The organism is Streptomyces boncukensis (genome assembly GCF_011045075.1).
Lineage (GTDB): Bacteria > Actinomycetota > Actinomycetes > Streptomycetales > Streptomycetaceae > Streptomyces > Streptomyces boncukensis.
In genome coordinates this window covers 1-11849 of record NZ_JAAKZZ010000215.1, presented here as the reverse complement: position 1 = coordinate 11849, position 11849 = coordinate 1, and the positions used below count along the sequence as shown (strand labels likewise).

The 11849-nt window shown below is 72.9% G+C and carries 9 protein-coding genes and 1 pseudogene; 5 read left to right on the top strand and 5 right to left on the bottom strand.

Translation table 11 applies throughout. The features are described from left to right. Positions 1 to 32: 32 nt before the first annotated feature. The 3 genes from G5C65_RS20195 to G5C65_RS20185 are packed head-to-tail and all read right to left on the bottom strand — an operon-like array spanning position 33 to position 3216. Positions 33 to 869, bottom strand: coding sequence for a carbohydrate ABC transporter permease (locus tag G5C65_RS20195; protein ID WP_165300289.1), 837 nt, complete (start codon positions 867 to 869; stop codon positions 33 to 35). Next, positions 869 to 1735 carry a carbohydrate ABC transporter permease gene (locus G5C65_RS20190; RefSeq protein ID WP_165300288.1) on the bottom strand — a complete coding sequence of 289 codons (867 nt, stop codon included), beginning with the start codon at positions 1733 to 1735 and terminating at the stop codon, positions 869 to 871. The genes G5C65_RS20195 and G5C65_RS20190 overlap by 1 nt, the downstream gene beginning before the upstream one ends. Positions 1736 to 1740: 5 nt before the next feature. After that, entirely contained in the window at positions 1741 to 3216 is a 1476-nt protein-coding gene (locus G5C65_RS20185) for an extracellular solute-binding protein (RefSeq protein ID WP_206442046.1), read from the bottom strand. A 169-nt stretch (positions 3217 to 3385) separates the two neighbouring features. Here G5C65_RS20185 and gcvPA point away from each other — a divergent pair, with 169 nt between their 5' ends. The 5 genes from gcvPA (at position 3386) to G5C65_RS20160 (ending at position 9396) form a co-directional block, all read left to right on the top strand. Next, the gene (gene gcvPA / locus G5C65_RS20180; RefSeq protein WP_165300287.1) at positions 3386 to 4768 is read left to right on the top strand and encodes an aminomethyl-transferring glycine dehydrogenase subunit GcvPA; all 1383 of its coding nucleotides are present in this window, start codon (positions 3386 to 3388) and stop codon (positions 4766 to 4768) included. 85 nt (positions 4769 to 4853) lie between these two features. Continuing rightward, complete coding sequence (gene gcvPB, locus G5C65_RS20175) at positions 4854 to 6470, top strand: aminomethyl-transferring glycine dehydrogenase subunit GcvPB (RefSeq protein WP_165300286.1); 1617 nt, start codon at positions 4854 to 4856, stop codon at positions 6468 to 6470. Further along, a complete protein-coding gene (locus tag G5C65_RS39390) occupies positions 6467 to 7789 on the top strand; it encodes an NAD(+)/NADH kinase (RefSeq protein WP_165300285.1) in 1323 nt (440 codons plus the stop codon). Before gcvPB ends, G5C65_RS39390 begins: the two co-directional genes overlap by 4 nt. 57 nt (positions 7790 to 7846) lie before the next feature. After that, complete coding sequence (locus G5C65_RS20165; RefSeq protein WP_165300284.1) at positions 7847 to 8593, top strand: SDR family NAD(P)-dependent oxidoreductase; 747 nt, start codon at positions 7847 to 7849, stop codon at positions 8591 to 8593. A gap of 143 nt (positions 8594 to 8736) precedes the next feature. Continuing rightward, positions 8737 to 9396 (top strand): GntR family transcriptional regulator, encoded by a 660-nt coding sequence (locus G5C65_RS20160; RefSeq protein WP_165300283.1) that lies wholly within the window; start codon positions 8737 to 8739, stop codon positions 9394 to 9396. Between the two features lie 42 nt (positions 9397 to 9438). On the opposite strand, the gene G5C65_RS20155 is transcribed toward G5C65_RS20160, so the two are convergent. Together G5C65_RS20155 and G5C65_RS20150 are read right to left on the bottom strand one after the other, a co-directional pair. Beyond that, a complete protein-coding gene (locus G5C65_RS20155) occupies positions 9439 to 11151 on the bottom strand; it encodes a M4 family metallopeptidase (protein WP_338146541.1) in 1713 nt (570 codons plus the stop codon). A gap of 222 nt (positions 11152 to 11373) precedes the next feature. Continuing rightward, positions 11374 to 11849: pseudogene (locus G5C65_RS20150) on the bottom strand (condensation domain-containing protein); the annotation flags it as partial.

Below are 11849 nucleotides of genomic sequence, written 5' to 3'. Positions count from 1 at the left end.
GAGTGCGGGGAGCGGTCGGGTGCGGGCAACGGTCATCCCTTCAGTGCGCCGCCGAGCAGCCCGGCCACGAACTGCCGCTGGAAGAGCAGGAAGACGAGCATCAGCGGGAGGGTGGCGAGCAGCGAGCCGAGCATCAGCCCGGAGTAGTCGACGTGGGTGAGGCCGGTGAGGGTGTTGAGGGCGACCGGCACGGTGTACTTGTCCTCGGTGTTGAGCATCAGCAGCGGCCAGATGAAGCTGTTCCACTGCGTCATGAAGGTGAAGATGACGAGCGCGCCGAGCTGCGGCCGTACGCAGGGCAGCACGATGCGGTAGAAGGTGCGCAGCTCACCGGAGCCGTCGATGCGGGCCGACTCCAGCAGCTCGTCGGGGAAGTCGAGGAAGCCCTGCCGCATCAGCAGGATGCCGAAGGCGTTGGCCAGGAACGGGATGATGACGGCCTGGTAGGTGTTCACCCAGCCGAGGCTGGCCATCATCTGGAACAGCGGCACCAGCAGCACCTGGAGCGGGATCATCATCGTCGCCAGGATCGCGCCGAGCAGCAGCCCCCTCCCCCGGAAGCGGTACTTGGCCAGGCCCCAGCCGCACATCGCGGAGATCAGCGAGCTGAGCACGGTGTGGACGACGGCGATGCCGAGGCTGTTGAGCAGCACCCGGCCGAAGCCGACGGTGTCCTGGAGGCGGGCGAGGTTGCGCAGCAGCTCGCCGCCGGGCAGCAGGGGCGGCGGCGAGTGGAAGAGGTCCCCGGTGCTGTGGGTGGAGGCGATGGCCATCCACAGGAACGGGATCAGGCTCAGGACCGCGCCCGCGAGCAGCACCAGCCGGAGCAGCCAGCGGCCGGCCCTGGCCGGGTTCACACGCACGCTCATCACTTGCGGTCCCTTCCGAAGAGGCGGAACTGGAGGAAGGAGATCACCGCGATGACGGCGACGACGACCCAGGCGATGGCGGCGGCGTAGCCGAAGTCCATCTGCTGGAAGCCGACCTTGTAGAGGTAGAGGACCGGCGTGAGGGTGGCGTCGTCGGGGCCGCCGCGGGTGAGGGTGTAGTTCTCGTCGAAGAGCTGGAGGGTGCCGATGGTGGAGGTGATGACGCAGAAGAGGAGCACCGGGCGCAGCTGCGGGAGGATCACCCTGGTGTAGGTGGTGAGGGTGCCCGCGCCGTCGACGGCCGCGGCCTCGTACTGCTCGCGGCCGATGGACTGGAGTCCGGCCAGCAGGATGACGGCGTTGTAGCCGGCCCAGCGCCAGGTCATGGAGGCGATCAGGGAGATACGGGCCCAGACGGGGTCGTTCAGCCAGTCGACGGGGCCGAAGCCGAACGCCTCGGCGGCCTGGTTGACGAGCCCGCCGTCGGTCTTCAGCAGCACCCGGAAGACGACGGCGTAGGCGACGAGTGTGGTGACGGCGGGCAGGAAGTAGACGGCGCGCCAGGTGCCGCGGAAGCGCAGCCAGGACTGGTTGAGCAGCACGGCCAGCAGCAGCGCCAGCGCGATCATCACCGGGACCTGGACGACGAGGATCAGCCCGGTGTTGGCCATGGAGTCGAGGAACGACGGATCGTGGAACATCCGCGTGTACTGGTCGAGTCCGGCCCAGCGGGTATGGCCGTTCTCGGTCGTGGTGAAGCTCTGGTAGAAGCTGGCGCCGAGCGGGTACGCGAAGAAGACGGCGAACAGGACGGTGGCGGGCCCGGCGAAGATCCAGTGGGTGAGGCGCGGCCTGCGGGCGACCATGACGGCTAGGCTCTCTTCGGGGGAACCAGCCGGGAAGGGGCTGCCCCTGGCCGCCCGCCGCGGGCTGCGGGTGTCGCTGTGGCCGGTCGCGCCCCGCGGCGAAGCCGCTTGTGAGCAGAGTCCCGCGCCCCTGAATGCGCCGCCTCGGCTTCCTTCCGGCCCGTGGCCCCCGCCAACTGCTTCGCCGCGGAGCGCAGTTCGCGCTCCGGGTCGGCGCCGCGCATCCCCGCCGCTGTGACGGCCTTCTGCGCGATGTCCGCGGCCTTGGGCCCGTCCCTGGTGTACTCGACCGGGGGGATGTGCGGGGCGAGGTCGGCGAAGACCTGCCAGGCGCGCTGCCCGCCGTAGTAGGGCTGGGGCCGGCGCAGATAGGGGTCCTTGAGGGCCGGAAGGTAGGCGGGGAAGAGTCCCTCGCGTCGGAGCATGGACACCAGGTTGTCCTTGTCGGTGAGGAGGAATCGGGTGAAGGCCCAGGCGAGGCGGGGGTTCTCGCTCTGGGCCGGTATGCACAGGCTGGAGCCGCCGTTGTTGGAGGTGCGGGCGCCTCCGGCGCCGAAGGCGGGCAGCGGGAGGACGCCGAACCTGCCCTTCAGCTCGGGCATCTCGCCGGTGAGGGTGCCGCTCCACCAGGCGGCGGAGGGCGCGGTGGCGACCTTGCCCTCCTTGGTGGCGGTGACCAGCCCGTCCCAGCCGCGCTCCCACCGGATGAGGTCCCTGCGGCCCAGCTCCCGGATCAGGGCGAGGGCGCGCACGGCGGCCGGGGTGTCGAGGGCGACCTTGCCGCCGTCCTTGAACCAGTGCTGGCCCTGCTGCTGGAGCAGGGAGGGGAAGAGCGAGTCGTTCTCGGCCGGGTCCATGATCAGCAGCTTGCTGCCGGTCTTCTCCTTGATTGCGACTCCGGCCCGGACGTAGTCGTCCCAGGTCTTCAGGGAGGCCGGGTCGACGCCCGCCCGCGCGAACAGGTCCCGGCGGTAGAAGAGGGCGAGCGGGCCGGTGTCCCAGGGGAGCGCGAAGACCTTGCCGTCGGCGGAGACGCCGGTCTGCCACGCGGCCCGGTCGAAGTCCGCCGCGTACCTGCGCACCAGCGGGGTGAGGTCGTGCAGCCCGCGCGGGAAGGTGCCGATGTACGAGGGGAGGCGCTGGCCCTCGATGTAGAGCAGGTCGGCGAGGCCGGTGTCGGCGCGCAGCCCGACGGTGATCTTGTCGTACGCGTTGTCGTAGCCGATGTCGCGGACGTGGATGCTGGTGCCGGGGTGGCGGGCCTCGAACTTCTCCGCCATCCGCTTCAGCGCCTGCGCCGCCACGTCCCAGGCCCAGGCGGTGATCCGGCCCTGGACGGGCCCGGTGGCGCCGGGGCCGAGCCGCACCGCCTCCCGGTTGCTGACCCCGCCGGTGGCGCAGCCGGTGACGGCGGAGAGGGCCGCTGCGCCCGCCGAGGCCAGCAGCGTTCTGCGATTCAGCCGGGTCAGTTCTCTGCGCACTCTTGCCTCCTGCGGCCGTAGCGCTTAATTCTGTATACAGAACACGGAATAACGCCCCGTGCGTCAAGAGGGTTGCACCGAGCAACTTCCGTTTCGCCGCACGAGTCGTCCTCTCCGGGACCGCATTGCGTCCCGGACCGATCCGTTACAGCCCGACCGGAAGGCGGCCATGACCGCGACTCCCCCGCACGCCCACCCGTACATCCCCAACTCCGCGCCCGCCGTGCGGCGGGCGATGCTGAAGGCCGTCGGCACCGACAGCGTCGAGGACTTCTACGCCGACATCCCCGCGTCCCTGCGGCTGCACCGCCCGCTGAACCTGCCCGCGCCGCTGCGCTCCGAGGCCGGGCTGGTACGGCACCTGGAGGAGCTGCTGGCCGGCGGGCGCTCCACCCGCGACACGCTCTCCTTCCTGGGCGCCGGGTGCTATCCGCACCACGTCCCGGCCGTGGTCGACGAGGTCGTGAACCGCAGCGAGTTCCTCACCGCCTACGCGGGCGAGCCCTACGAGGACCACGGCCGCTTCCAGGCGATGTGGGAGTACCAGTCGCTGATGGCCGAGCTGCTGGCGGCCGAGGTCGTCAACGTGCCGGTGTACGACGGCTTCCAGGCCGCGGGCACCGCGCTGCGGATGGCCGGGCGGGTCACCGGGCGCCGCCGGCTGCTCGCCGTCTCGGACACTGCGCCCGAACAGCTCTCCAAGGTGACCGACTATGTCCGTCCCGAGCACGAGGTCACCGTGCTGCCGCCGCGCGCCGACGGCCGCGCCGATCTCGACGCCGTCCGCGCCGAGCTCGCCGCGGGGGACGTGGCGGCGGTGTGGGCCCAGGCGCCCGCGTACTCCGGGCTGGTGGACGAGGGCCTGCCCGACCTGGCGGAGCTCGCACACGAGGCCGGTGCGCTGTACGTCGTCGGCTGCAACCCGCTCACGCTCGGGGTGCTGGCCCCGCCCGCCGACTACGGCGCGGACATCGCGTGCGGCGACATCCAGCCGCTCGGGGTGCATATGAGCTACGGCGGCGGCAACGCCGGCTTTCTGGCCACGCAGGACGTCGAGCAGCTGGTCGCCGAGTTCCCCACCCGGCTGTTCGGGCTCGTGCCCACCTCCGTCGAGGGCGAGTACGGGTTCGGCGACGTCGCCTTCGAGCGCACCTCGTTCGCGCTGCGCGAGGAGGGGCGGGAGTGGGTCGGCACGGCGTCGGCGCTGCACGGCATCGGCGCCGGGGTGTACCTCGCGCTGATGGGCCCGCACGGGATGCGGGAGATCGGCGAGACGGTGCTCGCGCACACCGCGTACGCGAAGCGGCGGCTGGCCGAGGTCCCCGGGGTCGAGGTCCCGCAGGCGGACGCGGTGCACTTCGCGGACTTCCCGGTCCGCTTCACCGGCTCCCGCACCGCCGTCGAGGTGAACGCCGCGCTGCTGGAGCACGGCATCTTCGGCGGCGCGCTCCGCCCGGAACGCGGCCCGCACGAGGCGCTGTTCTGCGTCACCGAGACCCACACCACCGCCGACATCGACCGGCTGGCCGACACGTTGAAGGGGATCCCGTGAGCGCCGCACGCGCGGCAACCCAACCGCACACGACAACGACACCCGCACACCGCCGCGCGGGCGGAGAAGCGAACGAGGAGATGCTGTGAGCGACGCACGACGCCAGGGCGCGGCCGAACCCACCCGCGAGGACGCGCGGGTCGCCCCCAAGCCCGCGCTGCGCCGGTTCCACCAGGCGCGCTGGGACGAGAAGCTGATCTTCGAGCTGAGTACGCCGGGCCAGCGCGGCATCGAGGTTCCGGCGCCGGAGCCGGAGGTCGCCGCCGCCGTCGGCGACGTGGCCGCTGCGCTCCCGGACGCGCTGCGGCGCGGCACCCCGCCGGCGCTGCCCGAGCTGGGACAGCAGCAGGTGCTGCGGCACTATCTGCGGCTCTCCCAGGAGAACCTGGGCGCCGATCTCAACGTCGACGTCGGCCAGGGCACCTGCACCATGAAGTACAGCCCCAAGGTCAACGACAGCTTCGTCCGCGACCCCCGGGTGGCCGAGGCGCACCCGCTGCAGGACGCGTCCACGGTGCAGGGGCTGCTGGAGATCATGTACCGGCTGGAGGGCCTGCTGCGGGAGGTCTCCGGGATGGACCGGGTCTCCCTCCAGCCCGCCGCCGGGTCCTCCGCGATCTGGACCAACGTCGCGATGATCCGCGCCTACTTCGCGGCGCGCGGCGAGGCGGAGCAGCGCGACACCGTCATCACCTCGTCGTTCTCGCACCCCTCCAACGCCGCCTGCGCCAAGACGGCCGGCTACCGCGTCATCACCCTCCCGCCGGACGCCGACGGCTACCCGGACATCGAGGCGCTGCGTGCGGCCGCGGGCCCGCGCACGGCCGCGCTCCTGATCACCAACCCCGAGGACACCGGGATCTACAACCCGCGCATCGAGGAGTTCGTACGCCTCGTCCACGAGGCCGGCGGGCTGTGCGCGTACGACCAGGCCAACGCGAACGGCATCCTCGGCATCACCCGCGCCCGGGAGGCCGGGTTCGACCTGTGCCACTTCAACCTGCACAAGACCTTCTCCACGCCGCACGCCTGCGGCGGCCCGGCCGCGGGGGCCTGCGGGGTGACGGAGGAGCTGGCGCCGTACCTGCCGCGCCCCACGGTCGAGTTCGACGGCGAGCGCTACCGCCTGGAGCACGACCGGCCGGACTCGGTGGGCTCCGTACGGCCCTTCTACGGCGTCGTCCCGAACCTGGTCCGGGCCTACGCCTGGATCATGTCACTGGGCGCCGAGGGGCTGCGGGAGGCGGCGGAGGTGGCCGTCCTCAACAACAACTACCTGCTGTCCAGGATCCGGGAGATCCCCGGTGTCTCGGTGCCGTACGCGCAGAGCCGCCCCCGGGTCGAGCAGGTGCGCTACTCGTGGGAGCGGCTGCACGCGGACACGGGTGTGCACAGCGAGGAGATCGGCCTGCGCGCCGCCGACTTCGGCACGCACTACTGGACCAGCCACCACCCGTACACCGTGCCCGAGCCGATGACTCTGGAGCCGACCGAGTCCTACTCGCGGGCCGACCTCGACGAGTACGCGGCGATCCTGGCGGAGGTCGCCCGCGAGGCGTACGAGGATCCGGACGTCGTCCGCACCGCGCCGCACCGCTCCACGGTGCACCGCGCGCGCGAGGACACCCTGGAGTCCGCCGCGACCTGGGCGGTCACCTGGCGCGCCTACCGCCGCAAGGTCCTCGGCGAGGACGGGGCGTGATCCGCGTCGGCCTGGTGGTCAATCCGGTCGCCGGCCTCGGCGGCCGGGTGGGTCTCCAGGGCAGCGACGGCGAGGCGGTCCAGCAGCGCGCGCGGGAGCTGGGCGCGCGCCCGCGCGCGGGAACGCGGGCGCGCGCGGCGCTCTCGGAGCTCGCGGCTCGCGGCGCGGATGTCGAACTGCTGGCCGCTCCCGGTGTGCTGGGCGCCCGGTGGGCGGCCGGCGCGGGGTGGCCGCACCGGGTGGTTCCGGTTGCCCCCTCATCGGAGACCGGCAGCGCCGAGTGCGCCGACAGCGCCGTGCTGCGCCCGGGAAGTCCGCGCCTGGGGGTGGTCCCCCCTGCTCGAAGAGCCCCCGGGAGCGGGGTCGGCACGCGCGCCCCCGACGCCGGTCACGTGCACGACGCCGGCCGTCCGGGCGCGCCGCGGACCACCGCCGCGGACACCGTCGCGGCGGTGCGGGCGCTGCGGGACGCGGGCGTCCGGCTGCTGCTGTTCGCCGGGGGCGACGGGACGGCGCGCGACGTGTACGACGCGCTGGGCGGCGACACGGAGCTGACCGTCCTCGGCATCCCCACCGGGGTGAAGATGCACTCGGCGGTCTTCTCGGTGAACCCGCGCGCCGCCGGGGAGGTCGCGGCGGTGTACGGGCGCGAGGAGGGCGGCGTACCCACGCGGCGGGCCGAGGTCATGGACCGGGACGAGGCCGCGCTGCGGCAGGGCAGGGTGACCGCCCGGCTGTACGGCTGGCTGCCGGTCCCCTTCGTCCCGGCCCGGCTCCAGCAGCGGAAGACGGGCGGCACGGTGCTGTCGCCGGACGCGGTGGGCGGCATCGCACGGGAGGTGCGGGAGGCGGCGCAGCGGCTGCCGGGCGCCGGGAGCCGCGGCCCGCTGCTCGTTCTCGGGCCCGGGACCACCACCCAGGCGCTCGCCGCGGCGCTCGGCGCCGAGGTCGGCCCGACCGGGGTCAGCGCGCTGGTCCCGGGCGGCGGTACGGCGGAGGTCGTGGCCCGGAACGCCGGCGGCGACGCGCTGCTGGACCTCGTCCGCGCGGGCCGCCCCGCGCTCGTCGCCCTCTCCCCCGTCGGCGGGCAGGGCTTTCTGCTCGGGCGGGGCAACCAGCAGCTCGGCCCGGAGGTGATCCGTGCCGCGGGCGGGGCCGCCCGGGTCCTCGTCGTCTGCACGGAGAGCAAGCTCGCCGCGCTGGGGGGCCGGCCCCTCCTCGTCGACAGCGGCGATGACGCGCTCGACGCGGAGCTCACCGGCTACCGCCCGGTCATCACCGGCCGCGGCGCTCTCACCATGTACCGGGTCACCATCTGAGCCGCGCACCACCACTCGCACTCGCACTCGCACTCGCACCACCACACGGGAGCCACCATGATCGACCTGACCGGCAAGCGCGCGATCGTCACGGGTGCGGCGTCCGGCATCGGACGCGCCACCGCGAAGCTGCTCGCCGAGCTCGGCGCGTCCGTCGTCCTCGCCGACCTGGACCGCGAGCGGGGCCGCGCGGCGGCCGAGGAGGCCCAGGGCACGTTCGTCCACTGCGATGTCTCCCGGCGCGCCGACTGCGAGGCCGCCGTGGACGCGGCCGTCACCCGGTACGGCGGCGTCGACGTCCTGTTCAACAACGCGGGCGTCATCCGCCGCTCCACCGTCCTGGACATCAGCGAGGACGACTGGGATCTGGTGATGGCGGTGAACGTCAGATCCGTGCTGCTGCTCAGCCGCCTGGTCATTCCGCATATGGCAGCGGCGGGCGGCGGCAGCATCGTGAACGCGGGCTCCGGCTGGGGCATCAGGGGCGGCGGGCGGGCCGTCTCGTACTGCGCGTCCAAGGGCGCCGTGGTGAACATGACCCGGGCGATGGCCATCGACCACGGGCCGGACAACGTCCGGGTGAACTGCGTGTGCCCCGGCGACACCGCGACCGGCATGCTCGCGGACGAGGCCCGCCAGCTCGGCGAGAGCGCCGACGCGTTCTACGACGACGCGGCCGACCGCCCCCTGGGCCGCATCGGACAACCCCGGGACATCGCCCAGACCGTGGCGTTCCTGGCGAGTGACGCGTCCGGGTTCGTCAGCGGCGCCGTGCTGGCCGTCGACGGCGCGGGCACGGCCTGAGAGGGCCGATACTGTGCTGTCCCGGGGGATGACCCGGACCCCCCGCCGGACCGGCGCGTCGGACGGGGTGTTCCACCTGACATCGCGCGGCGGAACCGAGCGATCGGGGCGCCGCAGCGGAGACCACGAAGGGGAAGCGGGAGATGGGCATCGAGCGGCGGCCGCTGCGCGAGCAGGTGAAGGACGAGATCCTGGAGTTGCTCGCGCAGGGCCGGCTCGACACCGGGGAACCGGTCAACGAGATCCAGCTCGCCGAGCAGGTCGGGGTGAGCCGCACCCCGCTGCGCGAGGCCCTGATCTCCCTCGAACGCGAGGGGATCATCACCAGCGAGCGCGGCAAGGGCTTCCGGTTCGCGCCGATCGGGGCGCGAGAGCTGCGCGATGTGACGGCGATCCTGATCTCGCTGGAGTCCCTCGCGCTGGAGCTGTCACCGCCCGGGCATCTGGCGGACATCGCGCCCCGGCTGCTGGAGGAGGCCCGCGCGTTCTCCGCGCCGAGCGCGCCGCACGGCACCATCGAGCGCTACGACGACGCCTGGCACGAGCTGCTGCTCTCGGGCTGCCGCAACGAGCGGCTGATGGACCTGATCGGCTCGCTCAAGCTCACCCTGCACCGCTACGAGCGGGCGCTGGTGCCGGACGAGGAGGTGCTGCAGCGGGCCGCCGAGGAGCACGAGCTGATCGCCCAGCACCTCCTCGACGGCCGGCTGCAGGACGCGGTCGCGGCGCTCAAGGCCAACTGGACCAGCGGTATGGACCGCATCCTGGAGCGGCTGCCCGCACCGGAGTCCGCGACCGGTTAGCCGCCGCGCCCCGCGCCCCTCCGGGGCGCACCCCGGGTGCCGTCATGTGACGTTGACGCCGGTCCAGGCGGCGCCGACCGCCTCGGCCTCGGTGCTGTCCTTGCCGTAGAGGTCGGCGGCGGCCTTCAGGGTGGCCGTGCGCGCGTCCTGGTAGTCGGTCGTGGAGGTCATGTACGCGGTCAGCGCCTTGTACCAGATCTGCGCCGCCTTGTCCCGGCCGATGCCCTTGACGTCGCTGCCGTCCGCGGTGGGGCTGTCGTAGGTGACGTCGCCGATCGTCTTCTTCCCGCTGCCCTCGGAGAGCAGATAGAAGAAGTGGTTGGCGATGCCGGACGAGTAGTGGACGTCGGCGTCGCCGGCCTCGGGCGACCAGGAGTCGAGGGACTCGCCGTCCCTGCTCGGCTTGTCCATGTACCGCAGCGGGGTGCCGTCGCCGTTGATGTCGATCTTCTCGCCGATGAGGTAGTCGCCCGGGTCCGCGGCGTTGTCGGCGTGGAACTCGGCGGCGGTGGCGAAGATGTCGCTGGTCGCCTCGTTGAGGCCGCCGGACTCGCCCTGGTAGACGAGGTTGGCGGTCGCCGAGGTGACGCCGTGCGACATCTCGTGGGCCGCGACGTCGAGCGAGGTCAGCGGCTTGGCGTCGCCCTCGCCGTCGCCGTATGTCATACAGAAGCAGGAGTCGCTCCAGAAGGCGTTGACATAGCCCTTTCCGTAGTGGACGCGGGAGAGCGCTCCCTTGCCGTCGTTCTTGATGCCGTTCCGGCCGTGCGCCTTCTTGTAGTAGTCCCAGGTGGCAGCGGCGCCGTAGTGCGCGTCGACGGCGGCCGTCTGGCGTCCGCCGCCCCACTTGTTGTCGTCGTCGTAGAAGGCGGTGCCCTGGCCGCTGTCGTCCTCGGTGTTGCCGAGGTCGGTGGTGCGGCCCTTGCCCCGCGTGCCGTCGGTGAGGGTGTAGCCCTTGTCGGTGCCGGTGGTGCCGAGCGCGACGCTGCCGCTGTACTGGGCGGTGCCCTCGCCCTCCGCCGCGGCGGGCTTGCCCTGCGCGCCCTTCCCGCCCTGCGCGCCCTGCGCGCTCTTTCCGGGCCGCGCGCCGTCCTTCGACGCGCGCGCCGCCTGGTCCGCCGGGACGATGCCCTGGCGCTCCTCCATCGCGGCCAGCTTCCGGCCCGACTCCGCGTCGGTGAACACATGCAGCCGGCTCGGGCTGCCGTCCTCCTGCGTGCCGCGCACGACCGTGCGCAGCGCCAGCCGCGGCGCGCCCTTGACGGCCCAGACGACCCGGGCGGGCTTGCCCGCCTTCGCCCCGGTCACCTCCTGCGCCCTGGCGGCCTTGCGGGCCGTGCCGCCCGCCGACTCGGCGGCGCGGCCGGCGGCTTCGGTGGTGTCCACCGCGATGCGGCGCTTGGTCGCCTTGGTGACGCTCACCGCGCCGGAGGGCGACCTGTGCACGATCAGATCGCCGCCGATGACCGGCATTCCGGCATAGGTGCGGTCATAGCGGGTGTGGGTGGTGCCGTCCGGATCCTTGACGACGTCGCGCCGGATCAGCTTCTCCTTGGCCCCGAGGCCGAGCGTCCCGGCCACCGTCGCCGGGGAGTCTCCGCCGCGCCCCTCGCCCGCCACCGCGGTTCCGGTCTCGACGGCGGCGACGAGCAGGGCGGCGGTCGCCACCAGGGCCCCGCCGCGCAGCGCGCGCTTCCGCGCCGCGGAGATACCGGATGGACCGGATGCACCGGTTATCGCAGAGGTGCCTCGCACGTGGTGCTCCTTGCATCGTGGGGGGACGGGAACGAGTGTTTCGCTCCCGCACATGTGCGCAGGATCTTGCCAGCGGCAATTGCACCAGGTGGAGAGGGCAGTGGCAGTTATTACCTCGAATTGACGAAGTAACGGAGCGAAAGGTGAAGTTGGTTGAAGAGCGGACCGACTCCGGTGTGCCCGGTATCCGGACACACCGGACCACGGCGCGGAGGTCACTGGTCACCCGCCCGGTGCGCCCCCGCCGTCCCGGGAGACCATCGCGGCGAGCGTCGTACGCCAGTCCTCCCCCGCTCGCTCCGCCAGTTCGGCGGCCAGCGGCCCGGTGTCGAAGCGGAGCCGGTGGCGCGGATCCCGGTCCGGCGCGAAGGCGGCGCCGACGCCCTCCGCACCGCGTCCGGCACCCCCCACCAGACCCGTCAGCTCCGCCGCCAGATCGGCCCACGCCACATGCCCGCCCACCGCGTTGACCACGCCGCCCGCTGGCCGCTCGACGCACCGCGCCAGCGCACGGGCCAGCGCGGCGGCGTGCACCCACGGCACGCCGCACCAGCCCTCCGCCGGATCCGGCAAGCTCACCGGCGCGCCCGAACGCACCGCCTGGTAGAGGCGGCCCGTGGCTCCCCAGCGCAACTGGTCGCGGAAGCGCGGGTGATCGCCCCAGACGAGCGGTGCCCGGACCGCGCTCACCCCCTCCC